Here is a 20,648-nt window from a genome sequence, read left to right on the forward strand (position 1 = left end):
AAAATAGTTGTATTTTTGCATCCGCATTTGAAACAAAAATGGTCCGTTCGTCTAGGGGTTAGGACGCCAGGTTTTCATCCTGGTAACAGGGGTTCGATTCCCCTACGGACTACGAAGAGAAACACTGAAAGAAAGTGTTCGTTTAAAGCAACATTAGGTTGCATTTTGAAATAGATAATGGTCCGTTCGTCTAGGGGTTAGGACGCCAGGTTTTCATCCTGGTAACAGGGGTTCGATTCCCCTACGGACTACTTTTAAAAAACTTTTTAAATAACAATTGTAATGGCAAATCATAAGTCAGCGTTGAAGAGGATTCGTAGCAATGAGACTAAACGTCTTAGAAATCGCTACCAGCACAAAACTACAAGAAACGCGATCAAAAAATTGCGTGAAGCCGACAAGAAAGAGGCTGAGGGAATGTTGCCTTCTGTGATCTCAATGGTCGACAAATTGGCTAAGAATAATATCATTCACGATAATAAAGCTGCTAACCTAAAGTCAAATTTGACTAAGCACGTCGCAGCACTTTAATTTTAGCAGTGTTCAATTTATAAGAGAATGCTTTCTGGTTTCCGGAAGGCATTTTTTTGTTTCCCCCTTTATCAGAATACCGAAACTCCCGTAAGGGTTGTAAGCCTCTCCAGGGCTTTCATTCCCAGTTCAGAATTTCCCTTTTCATTTAGGATGGGACTCCATACAGCCACCGAATAATTGTCGGGATGTATGGCTACTATTCCACCGCCAACACCACTTTTTCCTGGTAAACCAACCTGAAAGCTAAATTCTCCCGCTTCATCATAAAAACCGCAGGTTTGCATTAGGGCATTGATCCTTTTCACCGTCTTCGGTTTCAATATTTCTTCTCCCGTTTTCAGTATCTTTCCTTTATTGGCGAATATCATGAATGCTTCCGCAAGATCTTTGCAGTTCATCGCAAGTGAGCACTGGTGAAAATAAAAATCAACAATAGGTTCTACATCACATTTGATGTTTCCCAAAGCTTTTATATAATTTACCAGGGCTACATTCCTGTAGCCAGTAGCTTTTTCAGAAGCCGCTACTTTTTCGTCGTATTTGATGTCTGGATCGCCCGTAATCTTCCTTACGAAATCTAAAAGTTCCTGTTTTGGATCATCCAGCTGATCTACAAGAATATCTGATATAACAAGGGCTCCGGCATTAATAAAAGGATTTCTGGGAATCCCGTGCTCATATTCCAGCTGTGTAAGGCTATTGAATGGATCGCCAGATGGTTCCACCGAAACACGATCCCAGAGATCTTCTCCCATCAACCTCATTGCCATCGCCAGTGTGAAAACTTTCGAGATACTTTGAATTGAAAAATCCTCTTTACTATCTCCAAAACAAAAATGCTGCTGATCACCGCAATACACGTGCATTCCAAATTTCCTTCGATCAATTTTGGCCAGTTCCGGGATGTATGATGCAACCTTACCTTTTACATCACGGTAACTCATTTCTTCATAGATAGTATCAAGAATTTTCTGGTAATCCATATTAATTCAAATCGGTTAAGTCGGTTCCGGTTTCTACTTCGAAAGGTACTTTATCCTTTTTGAAAATTCTTCCCGGCAGCTCTCCTTTTAACGTAACTTTATTATCCTTCAATTCCAGCCAGCTGCCTTCCCTTAGGCCAATAACGGGTTGTGAGTTAAGCCCGTGAAATTCCTTTATCCTTGTTTCCCTTGTCTCTCCTTTGTGAGTTGAGCCCGGGTCAGGATCAAGGTAGTGAGGGTTGATATTGAAAGGAACCAGGCCAAGGGTTTTGAAGGAAGGAGGATATACAATAGGCATATCGTTAGTGGTTTGCATGCTTAATCCACCAATATTAGTCCCTGCACTTGTTCCCATATAAGGAGTTCCGTTCTGTACCACTTCCTTTAATACATTCATTACCTTATTTCTGTATAATTCTGAAACCAGAAGAAAAGTATTCCCACCGCCAGTAAAAATTCCTTTCGCAGCTTTCACGGCCTGGGCATGGTTTTCAAATTCATGAATACCTCTTACTTTTATTCCCACTGTAGAAAATGCTTCGGAGGCCTTTTCAGTATATTCCTGATGGCTTATGCCTCCCGGTCTTGCATAAGGAATAAAAAGAATTTCCTCTTTTTCTTTATACAATTCAGGTAGATGTGGGATCAAATATTCAAGATAATCCTGTGCATGTAAAGTGGAGGTGCTTGCGAGTATTGCGTTAGTCATGTCCTTTTTTGGGTAAATTTATGGAATCACCAGCGTTAAGGAAAGTTTGAGGTCTCTTAAAGGTGCGAAATCTCAAATTCTTTCGTTAGAATTAAACCATTACCAACCTGTTTCTTTTGATAAAAGAGAATTACATCAAGGCTCTGCCTGTATGCTTCATTTTCCTGTTCATGAACTTTTCTGCGTTTTCTCAGGAATTAAAGCTTCTGCAGGGTCATATTTTAACAGATAGTATCGAGCCGTCTAATATCCATGTGGTTAATCTTAGCCTTAAAGAGGGTGTTACCAGTGATGACTCAGGAAAATTTTATATTCGGGCAAGGCTTGATGACAGCCTTTTATTCTCATCGGTTCAGTTTCAAAATAGTATAATAAGGATCAATAAGGAGCAATTTGAGACTGGTAAAATTCAAATCAAATTATTCCCAGCCCAAAACGAACTTGATGAGGTAAGAATAAGTGATTTGAAACTAAGCGGAGTTCTGGATAAGGATGTTGCCAGAATTGAGATATTTGATCGTACAGAATTCGGTATCCCGTATGCCAAAAAAGGCCTGACACAAACCGAAAGAAAATTGCAGACAGCAACCACATCGGCGGGAGGAATCCCTTTAGACCTTTTGCTGAATACTTTCAACGGGAAAATCAAAATGCTCAAAAAGGTCAAAGCCAACGACGAATTATCGGCTTCCGTAATTAAGGCTTTCGATAGTTTTGGGAGAGAATTTTTTGAACGGGAACTGGATATTCCTGAAACAGAGGTGCTAAATTTTCTTTATTATTGTGCCCGAGATCAAAATTTCTCTATATTTCTTGAATCTGAACTAAACCTGGAATTGATCGATCTTTTTAGAAAAAATGTGGAATCATTCAGGGAATGGCGGGGTATTAATTAAAACATCATCAAAAAGACCTAAAGTGAATTCATCTGTCATCCAAATTAAATTCTATAGTTTCCTTCTTTTAGCATTTTTAGGCTGTTTTCAACTTACAGCGCAGGAATCAACACTTCTTAAAGGAAAGGTTCAAGCCAAGAGCGGAGACCTTGAAAAAATACATGTGATCAACCTTAATCTCGAAAAAGGTTCTGTTACCAACGCTGAAGGGAATTTTCAGATCATGGCGAACAGAAATGATAGCCTGTATGTCTCTTCGGTTCAGTTTGAGAATAAAACTATAATTGTGACCGGGGAAATGCTTGAGTCCGGAAATCTAACGATAGTTCTTTCCGATAAGATAAATGAACTTGCAGAAGTGATGGTAGATGATATTAAGCTATCGGGTTATCTTGCGAACGACATTAATATGATTTCGACAGCCGGTGTGGAGAGAAAATACAGGCTGCAAAATGAACTGAATGAATTTATCGCCAAAGACAGGGAACAAAATCCATATGTGAAACCCATTGCGAACGGAGGGATAAGACTGGATAAGGTTGCCGGGGCAGTAATGGATAAATTATCAAAAAACCAGAAAAAGACTGCGGTTTATACTCCAAGGGAAATAGCCAATAAAAGCATACAGATAGTAGGGCATAAATTCTTCAGGGAAGACCTTGGGCTGGCTGAAAATGAGATCTGTAATTTTGTTTATTTCTGTACCGAAGATGCTCCAACTTTTAAACGCCTTGTTTTGAACAGCAACGCGTTTGTGCTTATCGAGTATTTCGAGACCAGAATCGAGGAATTCAGAGATCGGAGAGGAGATATTCTTAATTCCCCCAAACAGGTCCCGGGATAGTGTTTTAAACCTTTGACTTATTTCTTAGTCTTACCTATTGCCAGTTAAAAATCCCATATTTTGGTTTGATATTTGCTCCAAACCTTTAAAATGAAAATGAAAAAGACCCTGATTCTTTTATTTAGCTTTATACTTTTTACATCTTTCGTAGCGGAAGACCATGAAACTTACCTGAGTGTTACCGAGATCGAATACGATAAAGAATCTACAAGTCTTCAGATCGTTTCAAGAGTGTTCATTGACGATTTTGAAAACGTTCTCAGCAAACGCTATCAGCAGGAGATAAGCCTTTCATACGAGGATGACCTAGAGGCGAATAAAGATGTCATTTCCCGGTATATTGCCCAAAAACTGAAAATAAAAGTGGATGGAAAGGATCAGAAACTGAAATTCCTGGGAAGTAAGTTCGATGCAGATCAGATTGTTCTTTTTATAGAAGGACCTAATGTGGAAAATTTCAAGAAGATAAGGGTAGAAAACCTTATTCTTACAGACCTTTTTGACTCCCAAAAAAATATAGTACACGTAAAAAAGGGTGAAACCATAGAAAGTATGTTGCTAATGAAAGGAAACGGTAGTAAAACTGTGTCTTTTTGACAAATGCTTTCTTGTAGACTGAAGAAAATAATTATTTTTAGCAATTCTTAAATTAAAACTACATAAATGAAGAGATTAAACTTGTTATGCTACGTATTCTTTATGTTTGTATTCGCTGGCGTATCGGCCCAGGAAACCGAACAAAAGGAAGCACGGCAGGAAGGACACACAAACCAAAACAAATTCAGGCAGATGTATATGGAGTTTGCCACTCCAAATCAATACCGTACTGCTTCCGGCGCTCCGGGACCGGCTTATTACCAGAATGAAGCAGATTATAAAATGGATATAGTTCTGGATGATGAGAATTCTATATTAACAGGAGAGGAGACCATTACTTACCACAACAATTCTCCTCAGGACCTGGAATATCTATGGGTTCAGTTAGATCAGAACATTCGTAAAAAAGATTCTCCTTCACTTCAAAAAGACGGGGATGGAATGGCACCAGTTGCCACGGCTGCAGGTTTTGCGAATAAATACCTGCAAGAACCTTTTGATGGAGGCTTTAATATCAAGGAAGTTTCCAGAGATGGTTCGGCGTTAAAGTATACTATCAATCAAACAATGATGCGTATCGATATGCCTCAGCCATTAAAAGCCGGTGAGAGTTATACTTTTAATATCAAATGGTCCTACAATATCAATAACCATGTGACAAATCGTGCCAGATCTGGTTATGAGTTCTTCCCTGAAGATGGGAATAAAGCTTATGTGGTGGCTCAGTTTTTCCCAAGAATGGCGGTATATAATGATGTAGAAGGATGGCAGAACATGCAGTTCTGGGGTAGCGGTGAGTTCGCATTACCATTCGGTGATTATGAAGTGAATATCACGGTTCCTGCAGACCACGTTATGGAAGCTACCGGTGAACTTCAGAACAGAAAGGAAGTTTATACTAAGGAGATGATGAAGCGTTATGAAAAAGCGCAGAAATCCTATGATGCTCCTGTGGTGATAAGAACTCAGGAAGAGGCTGAAGAAGCTGAGAAAGGATTTTCAAATAAGACCAAAACATGGAAGTACAAGGCCGAAATGGTTCGGGATTTTGCTTTTTCAACTTCAAGAAAATTCATTCTTGATATGATGGCTACCGATGTGATGGGTAAAGATGTAATGGCAGTTTCATTATATCCTAAAGAAGGTAACCCGCTTTGGGAAGAGTGGTCTACAAGGGCTGTTGCCAGTACTTTAAAGAGCTACTCAAATCATACGTTCCAATATCCTTACCATAAGGCAGTCTCAGTTCATGCAAAAAATCAGGGGATGGAGTATCCAATGATCTGCTGGAATTATGGGCGGCCTGATGAGAATGGACAGTATAGCGACCGTACTAAATTTGGAATGATAAGTGTTATCATTCACGAGGTAGGTCATAATTTCTTCCCGATGATCGTTAACTCTGATGAGAGACAGTGGGGATGGATGGATGAAGGTATCAACACCTTTGTTCAATATGTAGCCGAACAGAAATTTGGGGAAGAATACCCCGAAGCGATCGCGCCAAACGATAAATACCCTTCAAGAAGAGGAGAGCCTCATAAGATTGTTCCTTATATGAAAGGAAACCAGGAATATATTGCGCCTATCATGTCCAACCCTGAAGAAGTTTACCAGTTAGGTAATAATGCTTATGGAAAACCTGCAACTGCTCTTAATATTCTTCGTGAAACGGTAATGGGCCGTGAATTGTTCGATCATGCATTTAAAACTTATTCTCAAAGATGGATGTTTAAGCACCCAACTCCGGAAGATTTCTTTAGAACTATGGAGGATGCTTCAAGTATAGATCTTGACTGGTTCTGGAGAGGCTGGTTCTATACTACCGATAATGTAGATATAGGGATCAAAGAGGTTAACAAATATTACGTGACCGATACTCCTACCAAGAAAGGCAAGGAAATGCTTAAGCGTTATGGAGCTTCTCCGGAAGATGTGGATGCACTTTACGTAGTGACCGAGGAAGATGAAGAATTCAGTAAAGACATGAAAGATAAATCTTTGCTTGAAAGTTCACAGATGCTTCAGGCTTATGTGATGGATAATTTTAGTGAAGAAGAGAGAAAGAACCTTAAGGCTCCTAAATATTTCTACCAGGTTGTATTTGAAAAGCCGGGTGGCTTAGTGATGCCTTTGATCATTGAGGTTAGCTATGCTGATGGCACTTCAGAAAAAATAACTTATCCGGTGCAGATATGGAGAAAGAATGATTCTACGGTTAGCAAAGTGATCCCTTCAAATAAAGAGATCACTAAGATCACGGTAGATCCTGATCTTGAAACGGCTGATGTTGATGTGAGTAATAACAACTGGCCTAAGACAAAGAATAAGAATGAATTTGAAAAATTCAAAGATAGCTCGGAAGACTAGTTAGCGAGTAAAAATTTATTAAGCCGACTTTAACGAGTCGGCTTTTTTTATGCTGATATTTGTAATTATATTTGCTTGCTATGTATACGTTACCTTTATTTATTAGTGGAGCCGAAATTGCCTTTATCATGTTCATTCTGGTAATGGTTTTTGGAGCTGATAAGATCCCTGAAATTGCCAGAGGATTGGGAAAAGGCATGAAAGCTATCAGAAATGCCTCTAACGATATTAAAGATGAAATCCAGAAAAGTGCCGAAAAGCAGGGGATAGATACCGATTTCACAAAGGATGTTAGAGGGGAGATTGATAAGGTAAAAGAAGATATAGAAGAAATATCCGGTTCGGTAAAGCGCAAACTCTAAACTCTTAGCTAATGTGGGAGCAGATTGAGCAATGGGACAGGGAGTTATTTGTATATCTTAATAATCTGGGGATTGAAAAATATGATTCATTCTGGATCTTTGTGACAAATCCAACCCACTGGATTCCCCTTTATTTCATTTTCTTTCTTTTTTTCTTTCTGGCTTTTCACTGGAAAAAAGCGGCATTTTCAACCTTATTCTTACTTGCTGCGGTATTCACTACCTGGAGTTTTACAAATCTTGTTAAAGGCATCGCCTTAAGGTTAAGGCCAAATAACGAACCAGACCTCACCGATTTGATCCGGATACTTCAGGAACCAACTAATTATAGTTTCTTTTCGGGGCATGCGTCAACCTCCTTTGCGGCAACCACTTTTGTAGTGATGGTGCTTACCAGTAAGACAAGATGGATATACCTGGCCTATATATGGCCCATTATTTTTGTTATGAGCCGTATTTATGTAGGAGTTCATTATCCCGGAGATATCCTCGTTGGGATGATCGTGGGGATAGTCATGGCTGTTATTTTTTACCAGTTATACCTTAAATCAGGAAGAAGGCTCTACTAATTTTTCACTCGCGTGAGGGTAAGACCGTCTCTTATAGGTAATATTACGGTTTCTACCCGGGGGTCTTCTGCCAGCAGTTTATTATAAACAAGTAAGCCTTTAGTAGATTCGTCATCATCCTTTACATTTTCTACCACTTTACCAGACCAAAGTACATTGTCTGAAAGTATGATTCCGCCAGGTTTCATTTTATCTATCACTAATTCGAAGTATTTGGGATAATTTGGTTTGTCAGCATCGATGAAAACCAGATCGAATTTTGTATCTATCTCAGGGATTATCTCGGTCGCATCTCCCAGATATTGTTTTATCTGACTGGAATATTCTGAGGAATCAAAATATTTCTTCTGAAAATCATAGAGTTCTTCATTCATATCAATCGTATGAAGTGTGCCATCTTTGGTTAAACCTTCGGCAAGGCATAAGGCGGAATAACCGGTATAAGTACCGATTTCCAGAATGCTTTCCGGCATCTTCATTTTTGAAAGCAGGCTTAAAACCCTTCCCTGGTAATGGCCGCTCAACATTCTGGGTTGCATTACCTTTTGATTGGTCTCTCTGTTCAGTTTTGCTAGAAGCTCAGGTTCTTTTTGAGAATGTTCTACTATATATTCATCAATTTCTTCTGGTAAAAAATGCATGCATTCAATTTTTTACAAAATTAATGATTTTATGCGCCTATCATTGATTATGTTGTTTAAAACGAAATCGTATTTTTACCAAAAATTGAAAAATATGCAATTTCAGAACTCCAGGGAATTTGCCAGAGAACTGGATAGAAAGGATAAATTAGCCAATTATCGAAACGAATTTATTTTTCCTAAAGTGAATGGGAAAGATGTAATCTATTTTGTTGGAAATTCTTTAGGTCTGCAGCCAAAACGAACGCAACAATATGTTGACGAGGTGATGAAAGACTGGGCCGAACTTGGAGTGGAAGGCCATTTTTATGCTGAAAAGCCCTGGTGGGATTATCATGAACGTTTTTCTGAGAAACTATCCAGAATTGTGGGTGCAGAGCCTTCAGAAGTAACCGTGATGAATACCTTGACAGTGAATTTGCATTTACTGATGGTTTCTTTTTACCGCCCCACAAACAAACGCTATAAAATAATCTGTGAAGAAAAAGCATTTCCAAGCGATCAGTATATGATCGCTAGTCAGGTGCGTTTTCACGGATATGATCCTTCTGACGCTATTGTGGAGATTAGTAAAAGGGAAGGAGAACAAAATTTCAGGACTGAAGATATACTCGAAAAGATAAAGGAAGTAGGGGAAGAGTGTGCCCTGGTTCTAATAGGGGGGGTTAACTATTATACAGGACAGGTCTTCGACATGGAAAAGATCACACAGGCGGGCCATGAAGTTGGTGCCTTTGTAGGCTGGGATCTGGCTCACGCTGCCGGAAATATAGAATTGAAATTGAGTGAATGGAATGTTGATTTTGCCGCATGGTGCAGCTATAAATACATGAATTCAGGACCCGGAAATGCATCGGGGTGTTTTATTAATAAGAAATATCATAATAAGAAAGATATCCCCAGGTTTGAAGGATGGTGGGGCCATAACAAAGAAAAACGTTTCCTGATGGAACCTGAATTTCAGCCGGAACCTACGGCAAATGCGTGGCAGGTGAGCAATGCGCCGGTATTAGCCCTGGCTCCATACCTGGCTTCCCTTGAAATGTTCGATGAGGTTGGGATGCCCGCCCTGATCGAGAAACGAAATAAAATAGTCGCTTACCTTGAATTTATTCTTCATGAGATAGATAAGGAAGTGGAAAGTACCTTTGAAATAATTACGCCTGCCAGACAGGAAGAAAGGGCGACACAATTATCTGTCTTTTTGCACGGTGAGGGTAGAGAGCTCTTCAAGTATTTGATGGATAGTGGTGTGATCACAGACTGGCGTGAGCCTAATGTGATCAGGCTTGCCCCGGCACCATTTTATTGCTCTTTTGAAGATATGTACGAGTTCGGCCAGATCCTGAAAAAGGGAATCCTTGGTAAATAAAATGTGAGTTTTTAAATCTGGCTAAGAAATTAAGGTTAAGTCATGCTGAATTTATTTCAGGATATTATCTTTTAGAAGCTGAAACTAGTTGAGCCTGACGAATTTCAATCACTTAGCCAGATCTACTGCTATTCTTCTATGGATACATCAGAGAAATATAACTCAAAGCTACCATCCTTTGACTTATGCATAGTAGCTATCTTTATCCCGTCGAAATCCTTATAATCCTCCCAGGTAGAAGGTGATTCTCTCTTTCCGTCTGACGATTTATAGACCCATTCCCGAATCATATAATCATCATCAAAATAAATATCATAACTATCACCGGGTGTATATCCACCTTCTGAAGGGTAACTAACCGTCATCATACTCATTTCCTTTTCGCTAATTGGAGCTTTAGCTTTCTTAACTTCACTTAATTTAGCATCAGACCATTTTAGTTGATATGGGAAAAGTAACCAGTAAGAATCATTCACAAAACGCCTATCTATATACTTCTTATCTTCAGCAAGGCTATCTTTTTTAGTATAGCTCATCGTGCTGTCTTTTTCAGTCAGGCTTATTTTATCAGTTGTGGTATTCCATACCCAGCGTCTCTGTGCACGAAGTGAGTCATTCACCTTAACATTGAAAGTGAATTTGATCTGGCTTATACTGTCAAACTTTTCAAATCCGTTAGCCATGGCTATTTTTTCATGGACTTCGAGATTCGGATCTTTAGCTACTTCTTCTTTTTTCTTTTTTTCCTGGTTACAGGAAATTATTGCTAAAGACAACATAATTAATGTGATTAATTTTCTCATATGATCCTTTTTTAGTTGTTAGTTTATATTGCTTTAATACTCATGCCTCCATCGGCAATGATATTCTGTCCCGTAATGAAAGATGATTTTTCCATGGCCAGGAAGGCTATGATAGCAGATATTTCGCCTGCTTCGGCCACTCGGTTCAGTGGAGTTCTGCTTAAGATCGATTTCATTTTTTCCTCCTGCTCAAGATAGCCTTTGGTTAATGGTGTTTTGGTGAACCAGGGAGAAACAGCGTTTACCCTGATTCCATCTGAAGCCCATTCTGAAGCCAGGCTTCTTGTTTGCTGAAGTAAACCAGATTTTGACATGGCGTAAGGAACCCCGGTGCCAACATCCTGGATAGCGGCAGAAGAGGCTACATTGATAATAGAGGCTTTGCCTGATTCTTTAAGGTATGGATACAACAATCTGCTAAGTTCGAAAGGAGAGATCAGATTGATCTCAAGAACTTTTCTGAATTCTTCTTCCGAGTAATCATTCGCCTTTTTCCGGATGTTGATACCGGCATTATGAACAAGCATGTCCAGTTTTTTCCAGTTTTCAGCGATCCATGATTTTATTTTTGACCTATCCTCATTCATTGACGAATCTGCGGTAAGTCCATGAGCTTTTAATCCTTTATTCCGGAGTTCTTTTTCAAATTCAAACACATCTTCTTTGCTTCTTGACGTGAATAGGACTTCTGCACCTAGTTCCAGAAATTCAAGCACCGTAGCACGGCCAATTCCTTTGGTTCCACCTGTTATTAATGCTTTTTTATTTTCTAATGTCCACATGCAGTGTAATTGTCTCTACTAATTTAAGAAATAAAAAACCCTTTGATCACTCAAAGGGTTTTTAGAAATCTTCAAAATCCTATAGTCTTCGGCCGGTTAATAATTTGTAAAGGATCATTATAACGGCAAGTACTATAAGAATGTGAATAATGCTTCCAAGATCTGGGAAAGCAAAATATCCTACAAGCCAACCAATTACCAGTAAAACGATAATAAGCCAAATTAAATCTCTCATGTCAGGTTGATTTTAGAACAACCTAAAAAAAGGCTGTCGTTGGTTAATATTAAATATTAGTAAGTTAAATTGTTGGTTAATTCTCATACTAATTTAGATAATCAACTCCCCTGTATCACTGCATTTAACCTTGATTTAACGTTAGTTATTAAAAATCTGAGGGGTGCTCAATAATGCTGGCAGCTCTTTTTCTGATGCTTTTCATTTCTTCGGAATCCTTTTTATCAAGCAGGCTCATCATCATATTCATTCTTTGATTTTTACTGAATTTCTCACGATTTGAATCCAGAAAATTCCAGTAAAGACTGTTAAAAGGACAGGCATCTTCTTCAATCTTTTTATGGACGTTATAGTGGCAATCCTTACAGTAATTGCTCATTTTATTAATATAACTGCCACTTGAAACGTAAGGTTTGGTCGCAACAATGCCGCCGTCGGCAAACTGGCTCATCCCGCGGGTGTTGGTGATCTCCACCCATTCAATAGCATCAATATAGATTCCCAGGTACCATTTATCTACTTCATCAGGATGAGTTTGAGTTAATAGCGCATAGTTCCCGGTAACCATCAATCGCTGAATGTGATGTGCATAGGCATTTTCAAGACTATTCTTTATGGAATGATGAAGGCAGTTCATTTTCGTTTTTGCATCCCAGTAAAAAGGAGGAAGATCATTCTGATTTCTTAGTTTGTTACTTCTGCGGTAACCGGGCATTTCTTTCCAGTAAATACCTCTCATATATTCCCGCCAGCCAAGAATCTGCCTGACAAATCCTTCTACCTGCGAAATATCGATCTCATCCTTATGCTCATAGTAATAGTCAACAACGCTATCTATCACTTCCCTTGGATTTAGCATTTTAGTGTTAAGGCTAAAAGAAAGCCGGGAATGAAATAAATAAGCCTCATTAGTATGCATTGCATCCTGAAAATCTCCAAAATGGACAAGAAGGTTCTTGCAGAAGTAATTCAATACCGATAGAGCATCTTCTCTTGACGTGGGCCAGTTAAAACTTTTCTCATTTACACCGCCCAGTGTTTTGATTCCGGCTTTATTGATTTCTTTAAGAATAGCTGAAACATCCTTTCTAAAACCTCTTTCATGGGGAATTTCAGGCTCACCCTTCCATTTCTTTCGGTTAGACTTGTCAAAATTCCATTTTCCGCCTTCCGGGTTATTCGAATCCACCATAAGTATATTATGTTTTTTACGCATATCCCGGTAGAAATACTCCATGGTAAGTTGTTTTTTCCCTTTGAAAAACTTTTCAAGATCACCCCGTTCCGTGAAAAAATGTTCTGTATCAAATGTTTCGGTCTCAATAGTCAGCTCTTTACAAATTTTCTTTAACTGCTTGTCCAGTCGGTATTCATCAGGAAACTGATATTCGAATTTTTCGAATTTTCTTTCAGAAATCAATCTCTTTAAAATCTTTTCGAGGTCCTGTTCATTGTCCTTATCATTTATTTTGAAGTAAATGAGCTCATGGCCTCTTTCCTTAAGAAATTCTGCGAAATTCCGCATTGAGCTGAAGAAACCTAAAACTTTTTGGATGTGGTGAACCACATAATCGGTTTCCTGCCTAATTTCCATCATCACATACACTGTGCTATCGGTTTCTGAATTAAACCAGCTATGCTGATGGTTCAGCTGGTCCCCCAGGATCAGTCGAAGTGTTTTTAATTCTTTAGCCATAGGTCCTGATATTCGTTATTGGGATCATACCGTTCTGCCTGGCTCTGAATATTGAATTTCCGGTCCCTGGGATCATTCCCGACTCCGCTATTATACATCCAGTTTCCCCAGTTGCTGTGTACGTCATAATCTATTAGTAGACTTTCGAAATAGGCAGCACCAATGCACCAGTCCTGTTTTAGTTCTTTGGCCCAGAAGCTGTTCACGTTTTGTCTTCCACGGTTGCTCATAAATCCGGTGTTCGCGATCTCTTTCATGTTTGCATTCACGAAAGCTTCTTCTGTTTTTCCTTGAATCCAGTTTTGGAAAGCCTCTTCTTCCTGCTTCCAGGATAGCTTTTTATTTAGTATTCCTCCAATTTTGAAAATATCGTTTCCATGTTTAAGGGAAATATATTTGAAGAAATCCCTCCACATAAGCTCGAATATTAACCAGTAAGTACCTTGGTTGCTCTTAACCTCTTTTTCAAATCTTTTTATTTCATGGTAAATGTATCGTGGTGAAATACAACCGTTGGCTAACCAGGCCGATAATTTTGAGCTGTAGTCGTTACCAATGAGTCCATTTCGGGTTACTTTGTAGGTAAGAATGTTTTCAGTTTTCCATACGTAGTCTTCTAACCTATGTTTTGACTGATCTTCACCGCCTTTAAATGGAAAAGCTGTTCTTGGATCGGGTTTAAAATCTTTAAAACTCAGATCTTCCAACCTGGGAATTGCAGTTTCTCGCTGAAGAAGATTTGTTCCGTTTTTAGCTTTAGGGGGAGGAATAAGGTCCCTTACTGCTGAATGTTTTTCGATTCTTTTTCTGAATTCTGTAAAAACCCTGGGAATCTCTTTAAATGAGTCAAAAGGGATATCTTCAGGATGATAAAGGAATTGCTGAAAGAAGGAATGGAATTTCACATTTTCAACCTCTTTTTTTAGGGAATTTTCCACTTTTTGCTCTTCTGAAGTCCATTCTTTCTGAAAATAGATATCAGAGATGTCATATTTTGATACTAAACCAGAGATAGCTTTTTCAGGCTTTTCCTGAGGTGTAATGATAGAGATATTAAGTTCTTTGAGATTCTTTTTTAGTTCTTTCAGGCTTTCTATAAGGAATTTTGCTCTAAATTTTCCGGTTTTTTTGAAACCGTAAGAAGTTTTTTCATAGTGTCTTGGGTCAAAACAATAGATGCCTATAACCTTATCGTGAAGTTCACACGCGGTTTTCAGGCTTTCGTTATCTGAGATTCGAAGGTCATTTCTAAACCAAACCAGGGCTTTTCCCATTTATTGCTGACTGGTTTCCTTATTAAAGAATGATTTTACTTCCTGTCCCGGGCGGGCATAATGGAACCTGTCAAGTAATGCCGGAAGAGAGTATCCGTCAAGGCCATTAATGGCTATGGTTCCCGCATCATCGAGACGGAGCCATCCATCAGGCATTTGTATGCCTTCATCAAAATATATGTGTTCTATTGAAGCGATAATAAGAAGAGTATCATTCTCTTTGATCTTATATTCATTCAGGTATTTACATCCCAGTTTTATTTCAGATTGTTTGACATACGGAGCATAGAAGCCATCCAGATATTCTTCTTCAAGGCCTGTTTGATGGAATTCAGAAATGTCTTCTTCATATTTTGCCGCAGTTTGATGAGCCTGCTCTATCATCTTTTCATGGATGTGATTTACAGTGAAATATGAGGTTTCCTGGATGTTCTTGTAGGTATTACGCGATACGCTTAATGGTCTCGTTACAAAACCCAGCATTGCCGGATCACTGCCAATATGTGTGACCGAGCTGAACACGGCAACATTAGGATTCCCAGATTGAGATTTGGTCGCTATAAGATTTGCAGATTTATAACCGGTGCAACTGTTGATCAAATTTAACCGGTAGATCTTCTCCATTTTCCTGATGTCTTCTGCGCTGATATGTTTCATAAAAAAAGGTCAGTTTGTTAGACTGACCTCAATTTAGAAATTGCTCGTTTAAAAGCCTGTTAATGGATTTTTAAATTAATCCTGATTCTCTAGTTTGTTGATTGCCATTTCGTAATCTTCCATTGCTTCCCTGATAGCATCAATGTTATCTGAAGCTTTTTGATGGGCATCTTCCATGATTTTCTCCAGATCTTTATCTGGATGTTGAAATAAATCTGTAATCACGTGGTTTATTTTATCTATAAGACTTCCCTGAGTGTTTTTAATATCCTCAAGTTTGTTTAACACAGATCTCATGTGATCTAACTTTTCCTGATCCATAATTATATGATTTAGTTGATACTAATTTAATTTTTCCCTAAGACCGGCAGAAAATCCTTAACAGCTTTTATAATATGTTTATTAAAAAATTAGGACTTTTCCTCTTCATAGGCTGGGTAATCGGTATATCCTTTGGCTCCCTGGGTGTAAAACGTATCTGTATCCCAATCGGCCGTTGGCCAGTTATTTCTGAATCTTTCTGGAAGATCTGGGTTAGATACAAACAACCTTGCATAGGAAACAAGATCAGCATAGCCGTCTTTAAGAATTTTATTACCCTTATCCTGGGTGAATCCCTTATTAGCCATTATAGTTCCTTTATAAATCGGTCGGTAATGTTTACAAACCTCTGTAAGGAGATAATCAATATTACTTACATCGTTCATGGGTTCAGAAAGGTGCACATATGCCAGGTCGTAGGCATTCAGCTTTTCCATGATATAATCAAATACCGCGATACTCTCTTCGGTGGCCGTAATACCGAAGGCTCCATTAAGGGATGGATTGAAACGACAGGCGATCCGGTTCTCTGGCCATATTTCCCCAATCACTTCCAGAACATCAAAGAAAAATCTTGCTCGATTAGGGATGCTTCCTCCATAATCATCCGTTCTTAAATTTGAATTTTTGTTGAAGAACTGATGAAAAAGATAACCATTTGAGGAGTGGATTTCCACTCCATCGAATCCAGCTTCCTTGGCCATTTCGGCTGCATGCCGAAATTCCTGGATAGTTTCCTGGATCTCCTGGATGCTCATTTCCTTGGGTTCCGTGGTCTGCTCAAAACCATCAGGTGTGAATACCTTGGCATCGGGATTTACAGCACTTGGCGCGAGAGGTCTTTCCCCGTTATGGAATTTGGGATGGGACATCCTTCCGCAGTGCCATAACTGAACGAAAATTTTTCCTTCTTTCTCATGTACTGCATCTGTCACTTTCTTCCATCCTGCGACGTGCTCTTCGGTATAAATCCCCGGGGTATGCAAATAACCAACGGCCCGTTCTGAAACCTGAGAACCTTCCGTTATTATAAGCCCGGCCCCAGCACGCTGGGTGTAATATTTTACATGAAGGTCTGTAGGGGTATTATTTTTATTATCTGCCCGGTTCCTGGTCATTGGAGCCATGACGACTCTATTCTTCAAGGGGAGGTCTCCAATTTTATAGGGTTCAAGAAGGGGTTGGTTAGCCTGAGACATGATACTTGATTTTTCTGTTCGTTCTATAAAATTACCAGATATGAGCCTTTACCGCTGTTAATTAAATGATAAATGCCGGAAATCAATAGGGTTATTACCCGCTTTCAAATAAGCCTGTTTCATTTTTATTAATTAATTTCGTAATTAAAATTTTTGAAATCCTTTGGCGCCGCTTAGACCTCTGCCGAAATTTATTTTCAAACCATTTCATGCAAATAAAAAAGAATGTAGCCATAGTAGGATCGGGACTTGTTGGATCATTACTGGCTATTTACCTCAGAAAGCAGGGCCATTCAGTTACCGTGTTCGATCGAAGACCCGATGTGAGAAAAGTAGAATTCTCTGGCAGATCTATTAATCTTGCCATGTCAAACAGGGGGTGGAAGGCTTTGGGAGAGGTTGGAATAGAGGAGGAAATAAGAAAATTAGCCCTACCTCTTGACAAAAGAGCAATGCATGTTGAGGGACAGCCCGTTTACTATCAGAATTACGGAGAAGATGGGGAGGCGATCTATTCGATTTCCAGAGGTGTGCTAAACAGAAAAATGATTGATCTGGCCGAAAAAGCCGGAGCCGAGTTTAAATTTGAAGAGAAAGTCTGGGAAGTAGATATGCCCAATGCTCGCCTCTACACAGGGGAGTCTGAGAAAAGTAACTGGGAAGAATACCAGTTTGATCTCATCTTTGGAGCAGATGGTGCTTTTTCCCGGGTACGACATAAAATGCAAAGGCAAAGCCGCTTTAATTATTCCCAGCATTTTATTGATGTAGGGTATAAAGAGCTCACCATTCTTTCGAATGAAGATGGAACTCATAAGCTTGACAACTCCTCTTTCCATATCTGGCCAAGGGGTAAATTCATGCTTATTGCAATGCCGAACCTGGACGGAACATTTACCTGTACATTATTCCTGCCATTTGAAGGTGATATCTCATTTGAAAGTATAAAGACCGAACATGATGCCGATGTGTTCTTCGAGACTTATTTTTCTGATATCAAAGACGAAATATCTAATTTGAAGAGGGACTTTTTCAAAAACCCTACGAGTGCCATGGTTACCATAAAGTGTTTCCCTTGGTCTTATTATGATAAAATTACACTGGTAGGCGATTCGGCCCATGCGATCGTACCTTTTTATGGTCAGGGGATGAATGCCGGATTTGAGGACATTTCAGTATTGAATGAGAAAATGGATAAATATGGAGATGACTGGCAGCAGATTTTTGAAGAATACCAGACGGAAAGAAAACCGAATGCTGATGCTATAGCCGAACTGAGTTACAGGAACTTCATGGAGATGAGTAGTAAAACGGCAGATCCTATGTTCTTGCTGAGAAAGAAAATAGAAAAGAAATTCGCCCAGGATCACCCTGATCTCTGGACACCTTTATATTCCAGGGTAACCTTTTCTGATAAGGCCTACTCTGAAGCTTTAAAAATAGGGGATTACCAAAGAGCCATAATGGATGAAGTGATGAAGATCCCTGATATTGAGGAAAAATGGGACTCCAAGGAAGTTGAAGAAAAGATAATCAAGCTGATAAAAAAATAAAAAAGCTGCCAGTTGGCAGCTTTTTTATTTAATGTGCATCCTCTTTCAGAATATCAGGGAATTTTGATTTAAACCTGTTCAACCTTGGTATGGAAACCTTTTGAATATATGGGTTATTAGGATTGTTCTTCTCGTAATCCTGGTGATAGTCCTCAGCCTTCCAGAATTTCTGAAATGGTAAGATTTCGGCGGCAATAGGTTCATCATAGTCTTTAGCCACTTCGGCCTTTACCTCTTCTATGATTTTTTTCTGTTCTTCATTCTGATAAAAAATAATGGATCGGTATTGTGAGCCTCTGTCGGGACCCTGTCCATTCACCTGCGTTGGGTCCTGGGATCCAAAATAGACTTCAACCAGTGTTTTGAAGCTAACCACATCTGGATCATATATCACTTCTACAGCTTCAGCATGTCCGGTTCTTCCCGTATTACTTGCTTCATAGGTCGGGTTCTTGGTGTGTCCTCCTGAATAGCCGGAAATAGCTTCTTCAACACCTTGCACACTTTCATAAATAGCCTCTACACACCAGAAGCAGCCACTTGCGAAATAGGCCCTTTCCTTCCCATTCTGAGCCGGAACCTCAATAGGTTCGGCATTCGCTATTTCAGGATTTGTTGCTGTATTTTCCTTTGACTGGTTTCCACAGGCCAATAGCAGCAGACTTATTAAGTTTAATGCTAAAAATTTCATACTATTTTTTCTTATAGGTTCCTTCTAATGTTTTCTTCCCATAAAGAGCGTAATCAACAGCGATCTTTCCATCTATGGAGAATCCTTTCCAGTCGAGGTCAAAGCCGTTTCCTGAAGGACTTAAAACCGCTATTGGAGTGCTTTTTTCAAACTTATCCCAGGGGATTTCAGAATCTGTGGTTTTCGAAGATTTTCCTGAATAATAAATATTGATATTATTGCCGCTTTGTTCGAATCGGCCATTTATATACAGTTTGTCTTTGGAAAGGCATAATTCTGAAGTGCCGGTAGTTTTCACATCTATGCAGAAACAGCTGCAATTCCAGTCTTCGGGATGATCACTTCTAATATATTTTCCCGCAATGCTATTGCCGGTATTCGCTTCTTCTTCAGAATCGGAATCGGAAGTATCTGGATCACCAGTATTTGTATTTCTATCAATAGGCTGATCCTGGCTTGAACCTCCTATTTCGTCACTGGATTCTATATTCTCAATCTGATTTTCATCTAATTCATTATCTGTGTTTTCCTTATTGTCCCTACAGGACATTAAACACAGCATCATGCAAAAAAGGATTATTGTAGTTCTCATCTTTAACGAATTGGGTTAGTTAAAGGTAGCCTTTTAAAGACCGATAAATGTGAAATACATGTTAATCCCAAATCAGAGAAGGACATGCAGGGATTAGGGCATAAAAAAACTGCCTGAAAAACTTTTGCTTCAGATCTATGATCCTACTGTTATTTTTAAGGCAGTTTATATTTTTAGTTAAAAAAGTTTAGAACTTCTTAAACATGCTGGACATTTTTTCCTGTTCTTCTTTAGCCAGTTCCTCGTCCACAAGTATTCTACCACTATGCTCATCGGTGATGATCTTTTTGCGGCCTGCGATCTCCATGATAACCTGAGGGGGAATGGTGAAGAATGAACCTCCTGAAGCTCCACGCTCTACAGGAACTACGGCAAGACCATTCTTAACGTTACTTCTTATCCTTTTATAAGCAGTAACAAGTCTATCTTCGATGTTCTTTTCGTATTCCTTTGATTTTTCAATGAGAGCTTGCTCTTCTTTCTCGGTTTCTTTTAAGATCTCATCAAGCTCACCTTTTTTGTGCTTAAGATGCTCTTCCCTTTCTGAAAGCTTTTCTTTTGTTTGAGCAATAACCTCTTTCTTTTGCTCAATCTTAGCCTTGTATTCCTTAATATGCTTTTCAGAAAGTTCTATTTCAAGTTCCTGGAATTCGATCTCTTTACTTAGAGCGTTGAATTCCCTGTTGTTACGAACGTTTTTCTGCTGGTCAGAGTATTTTTTGATAGTTGACTTAGACTCCTCAATCTGGTTCTTCTTGTTCTTGATGTCATTTTCAATGACTTCTATATCGGCATCCAGTTTTTCCAAGCGTCTGTTTAAACCTGCTACTTCATCTTCTAGATCTTCAACTTCAAGGGGAAGTTCACCACGTACGTTTCTAATTTCATCAATTCTCGAATCTACCAACTGAAGATCGTACAGTGATCTTAACTTCTCTTCTACAGTAACATCGTTTTTTTTCGCCATA

The 20,648-nt window shown here is 39.1% G+C and carries 23 protein-coding genes and 2 tRNA genes; 11 read left to right on the top strand and 14 right to left on the bottom strand.

The genetic code is table 11. The annotated features are described in order from the left end of the window. Window positions 1–40 precede the first annotated feature (40 nt). The 3 genes from NE848_RS00810 to rpsT all read left to right on the top strand — a co-directional run bounded on the left by NE848_RS00810 (window position 41) and on the right by rpsT (window position 531). Window positions 41–112, top strand: a tRNA-Glu gene (locus NE848_RS00810). A gap of 67 nt (window positions 113–179) precedes the next feature. Next, a tRNA-Glu gene (locus NE848_RS00815) sits at window positions 180–251 on the top strand. A gap of 31 nt (window positions 252–282) precedes the next feature. Beyond that, window positions 283–531, top strand: a complete 249-nt coding sequence (gene rpsT / locus NE848_RS00820; protein ID WP_240099385.1) for a 30S ribosomal protein S20 — start codon at window positions 283–285, stop codon at window positions 529–531. Window positions 532–602: 71 nt separating this feature from the next. Here the strand turns inward: rpsT and NE848_RS00825 are convergent, their stop codons facing one another. After that, window positions 603–1,517, bottom strand: a complete 915-nt coding sequence (locus tag NE848_RS00825; RefSeq protein ID WP_252110319.1) for a glutaminase — start codon at window positions 1,515–1,517, stop codon at window positions 603–605. A 1-nt stretch (window position 1,518) separates the two neighbouring features. Then, window positions 1,519–2,226 carry a dipeptidase PepE gene (gene pepE, locus NE848_RS00830; RefSeq protein ID WP_252110320.1) on the bottom strand — a complete coding sequence of 236 codons (708 nt, stop codon included), beginning with the start codon at window positions 2,224–2,226 and terminating at the stop codon, window positions 1,519–1,521. Window positions 2,227–2,342: 116 nt separating this feature from the next. On the opposite strand from pepE, the gene NE848_RS00835 reads away from it, so the two are divergent. The 6 genes from NE848_RS00835 to NE848_RS00860 all read left to right on the top strand — a co-directional run bounded on the left by NE848_RS00835 (window position 2,343) and on the right by NE848_RS00860 (window position 7,864). Next, entirely contained in the window at window positions 2,343–3,122 is a 780-nt protein-coding gene (locus NE848_RS00835; protein WP_252110321.1) for a hypothetical protein, read from the top strand. Further along, window positions 3,085–3,966: a carboxypeptidase-like regulatory domain-containing protein gene (locus NE848_RS00840; RefSeq protein WP_252110322.1), complete on the top strand. Its 882-nt coding sequence runs from the start codon at window positions 3,085–3,087 to the stop codon at window positions 3,964–3,966. The genes NE848_RS00835 and NE848_RS00840 overlap by 38 nt, the downstream gene beginning before the upstream one ends. Window positions 3,967–4,056: 90 nt before the next feature. Next, window positions 4,057–4,563 (top strand): DUF6702 family protein, encoded by a 507-nt coding sequence (locus NE848_RS00845; RefSeq protein ID WP_252110323.1) that lies wholly within the window; start codon window positions 4,057–4,059, stop codon window positions 4,561–4,563. Window positions 4,564–4,629: 66 nt separating this feature from the next. Beyond that, window positions 4,630–6,933 (top strand): M1 family metallopeptidase, encoded by a 2,304-nt coding sequence (locus NE848_RS00850; RefSeq protein ID WP_252110324.1) that lies wholly within the window; start codon window positions 4,630–4,632, stop codon window positions 6,931–6,933. Window positions 6,934–7,013: 80 nt separating this feature from the next. Beyond that, window positions 7,014–7,295 (top strand): Sec-independent protein translocase subunit TatA/TatB, encoded by a 282-nt coding sequence (locus tag NE848_RS00855; protein ID WP_252110325.1) that lies wholly within the window; start codon window positions 7,014–7,016, stop codon window positions 7,293–7,295. Window positions 7,296–7,306: 11 nt separating this feature from the next. Beyond that, on the top strand, window positions 7,307–7,864 hold the full coding sequence (locus tag NE848_RS00860) for a phosphatase PAP2 family protein (RefSeq protein ID WP_252110326.1): 558 nt from the start codon (window positions 7,307–7,309) through the stop codon (window positions 7,862–7,864). Here NE848_RS00860 and NE848_RS00865 read toward each other — a convergent pair. Beyond that, window positions 7,861–8,505 (bottom strand): O-methyltransferase, encoded by a 645-nt coding sequence (locus tag NE848_RS00865; RefSeq protein WP_252110327.1) that lies wholly within the window; start codon window positions 8,503–8,505, stop codon window positions 7,861–7,863. The genes NE848_RS00860 and NE848_RS00865 overlap by 4 nt on opposite strands. A gap of 94 nt (window positions 8,506–8,599) precedes the next feature. Here NE848_RS00865 and kynU point away from each other — a divergent pair, with 94 nt between their 5' ends. Further along, a complete protein-coding gene (kynU, locus tag NE848_RS00870; protein ID WP_252110328.1) occupies window positions 8,600–9,877 on the top strand; it encodes a kynureninase in 1,278 nt (425 codons plus the stop codon). Between the two features lie 128 nt (window positions 9,878–10,005). On the opposite strand, the gene NE848_RS00875 is transcribed toward kynU, so the two are convergent. The 8 genes from NE848_RS00875 to NE848_RS00910 all read right to left on the bottom strand — a co-directional run bounded on the left by NE848_RS00875 (window position 10,006) and on the right by NE848_RS00910 (window position 16,844). Beyond that, window positions 10,006–10,680, bottom strand: coding sequence for a hypothetical protein (locus NE848_RS00875; protein ID WP_252110329.1), 675 nt, complete (start codon window positions 10,678–10,680; stop codon window positions 10,006–10,008). A gap of 23 nt (window positions 10,681–10,703) precedes the next feature. Continuing rightward, the gene (locus NE848_RS00880; RefSeq protein WP_252110330.1) at window positions 10,704–11,462 is read right to left on the bottom strand and encodes an SDR family oxidoreductase; all 759 of its coding nucleotides are present in this window, start codon (window positions 11,460–11,462) and stop codon (window positions 10,704–10,706) included. Window positions 11,463–11,541: 79 nt separating this feature from the next. Further along, a complete protein-coding gene (locus NE848_RS00885; protein WP_240096587.1) occupies window positions 11,542–11,697 on the bottom strand; it encodes a lmo0937 family membrane protein in 156 nt (51 codons plus the stop codon). 148 nt (window positions 11,698–11,845) lie between these two features. Beyond that, window positions 11,846–13,393, bottom strand: coding sequence for a cryptochrome/photolyase family protein (locus NE848_RS00890; protein ID WP_252110331.1), 1,548 nt, complete (start codon window positions 13,391–13,393; stop codon window positions 11,846–11,848). Next, the gene (locus NE848_RS00895; protein ID WP_252110332.1) at window positions 13,378–14,667 is read right to left on the bottom strand and encodes a DASH family cryptochrome; all 1,290 of its coding nucleotides are present in this window, start codon (window positions 14,665–14,667) and stop codon (window positions 13,378–13,380) included. Before NE848_RS00895 ends, NE848_RS00890 begins: the two co-directional genes overlap by 16 nt. Beyond that, a complete protein-coding gene (locus NE848_RS00900; RefSeq protein ID WP_252110333.1) occupies window positions 14,668–15,324 on the bottom strand; it encodes a flavin reductase family protein in 657 nt (218 codons plus the stop codon). It lies immediately after the preceding gene. Between the two features lie 75 nt (window positions 15,325–15,399). Next, window positions 15,400–15,645: a hypothetical protein gene (locus tag NE848_RS00905; protein WP_252110334.1), complete on the bottom strand. Its 246-nt coding sequence runs from the start codon at window positions 15,643–15,645 to the stop codon at window positions 15,400–15,402. An 89-nt stretch (window positions 15,646–15,734) separates the two neighbouring features. Next, the gene (locus NE848_RS00910; protein ID WP_252110335.1) at window positions 15,735–16,844 is read right to left on the bottom strand and encodes an alkene reductase; all 1,110 of its coding nucleotides are present in this window, start codon (window positions 16,842–16,844) and stop codon (window positions 15,735–15,737) included. A gap of 209 nt (window positions 16,845–17,053) precedes the next feature. On the opposite strand from NE848_RS00910, the gene NE848_RS00915 reads away from it, so the two are divergent. Beyond that, complete coding sequence (locus tag NE848_RS00915) at window positions 17,054–18,397, top strand: FAD-dependent oxidoreductase (protein WP_252110336.1); 1,344 nt, start codon at window positions 17,054–17,056, stop codon at window positions 18,395–18,397. Between the two features lie 28 nt (window positions 18,398–18,425). On the opposite strand, the gene msrA is transcribed toward NE848_RS00915, so the two are convergent. The 3 genes from msrA to NE848_RS00930 form a co-directional block, all read right to left on the bottom strand. Next, window positions 18,426–19,088, bottom strand: coding sequence for a peptide-methionine (S)-S-oxide reductase MsrA (gene msrA / locus NE848_RS00920; RefSeq protein WP_252110337.1), 663 nt, complete (start codon window positions 19,086–19,088; stop codon window positions 18,426–18,428). Window position 19,089: 1 nt separating this feature from the next. Continuing rightward, entirely contained in the window at window positions 19,090–19,680 is a 591-nt protein-coding gene (locus tag NE848_RS00925; protein WP_252110338.1) for a hypothetical protein, read from the bottom strand. A gap of 187 nt (window positions 19,681–19,867) precedes the next feature. Continuing rightward, the gene (locus NE848_RS00930; protein WP_252110339.1) at window positions 19,868–20,647 is read right to left on the bottom strand and encodes a zinc ribbon domain-containing protein; all 780 of its coding nucleotides are present in this window, start codon (window positions 20,645–20,647) and stop codon (window positions 19,868–19,870) included. Window position 20,648 lies beyond the last annotated feature (1 nt).

The organism is Gramella jeungdoensis, assembly GCF_023805255.1.
Classification (GTDB): Bacteria; Bacteroidota; Bacteroidia; order Flavobacteriales; family Flavobacteriaceae; genus Christiangramia; species Christiangramia jeungdoensis.

Bases quoted from the DNA above. Each gene is read 5' to 3' on its own strand.
- rpsT (WP_240099385.1), top strand. From the start codon at position 283: ATGGCAAATCATAAGTCAGCGTTGAAGAGGATTCGTAGCAATGAGACT.
- NE848_RS00825 (WP_252110319.1), bottom strand. From the start codon at position 1,517: ATGGATTACCAGAAAATTCTTGATACTATCTATGAAGAAATGAGTTAC.
- pepE (WP_252110320.1), bottom strand. From the start codon at position 2,226: ATGACTAACGCAATACTCGCAAGCACCTCCACTTTACATGCACAGGAT.
- NE848_RS00840 (WP_252110322.1), top strand. From the start codon at position 3,085: ATGTGGAATCATTCAGGGAATGGCGGGGTATTAATTAAAACATCATCA.
- NE848_RS00845 (WP_252110323.1), top strand. From the start codon at position 4,057: ATGAAAATGAAAAAGACCCTGATTCTTTTATTTAGCTTTATACTTTTT.
- NE848_RS00850 (WP_252110324.1), top strand. From the start codon at position 4,630: ATGAAGAGATTAAACTTGTTATGCTACGTATTCTTTATGTTTGTATTC.
- NE848_RS00855 (WP_252110325.1), top strand. From the start codon at position 7,014: ATGTATACGTTACCTTTATTTATTAGTGGAGCCGAAATTGCCTTTATC.
- NE848_RS00860 (WP_252110326.1), top strand. From the start codon at position 7,307: ATGTGGGAGCAGATTGAGCAATGGGACAGGGAGTTATTTGTATATCTT.
- NE848_RS00865 (WP_252110327.1), bottom strand. From the start codon at position 8,505: ATGCATTTTTTACCAGAAGAAATTGATGAATATATAGTAGAACATTCT.
- kynU (WP_252110328.1), top strand. From the start codon at position 8,600: ATGCAATTTCAGAACTCCAGGGAATTTGCCAGAGAACTGGATAGAAAG.
- NE848_RS00875 (WP_252110329.1), bottom strand. From the start codon at position 10,680: ATGAGAAAATTAATCACATTAATTATGTTGTCTTTAGCAATAATTTCC.
- NE848_RS00880 (WP_252110330.1), bottom strand. From the start codon at position 11,462: ATGTGGACATTAGAAAATAAAAAAGCATTAATAACAGGTGGAACCAAA.
- NE848_RS00885 (WP_240096587.1), bottom strand. From the start codon at position 11,697: ATGAGAGATTTAATTTGGCTTATTATCGTTTTACTGGTAATTGGTTGG.
- NE848_RS00890 (WP_252110331.1), bottom strand. From the start codon at position 13,393: ATGGCTAAAGAATTAAAAACACTTCGACTGATCCTGGGGGACCAGCTG.
- NE848_RS00895 (WP_252110332.1), bottom strand. From the start codon at position 14,667: ATGGGAAAAGCCCTGGTTTGGTTTAGAAATGACCTTCGAATCTCAGAT.
- NE848_RS00900 (WP_252110333.1), bottom strand. From the start codon at position 15,324: ATGAAACATATCAGCGCAGAAGACATCAGGAAAATGGAGAAGATCTAC.
- NE848_RS00905 (WP_252110334.1), bottom strand. From the start codon at position 15,645: ATGGATCAGGAAAAGTTAGATCACATGAGATCTGTGTTAAACAAACTT.
- NE848_RS00910 (WP_252110335.1), bottom strand. From the start codon at position 16,844: ATGTCTCAGGCTAACCAACCCCTTCTTGAACCCTATAAAATTGGAGAC.
- NE848_RS00915 (WP_252110336.1), top strand. From the start codon at position 17,054: ATGCAAATAAAAAAGAATGTAGCCATAGTAGGATCGGGACTTGTTGGA.
- msrA (WP_252110337.1), bottom strand. From the start codon at position 19,088: ATGAAATTTTTAGCATTAAACTTAATAAGTCTGCTGCTATTGGCCTGT.
- NE848_RS00925 (WP_252110338.1), bottom strand. From the start codon at position 19,680: ATGAGAACTACAATAATCCTTTTTTGCATGATGCTGTGTTTAATGTCC.
- NE848_RS00930 (WP_252110339.1), bottom strand. From the start codon at position 20,647: ATGGCGAAAAAAAACGATGTTACTGTAGAAGAGAAGTTAAGATCACTG.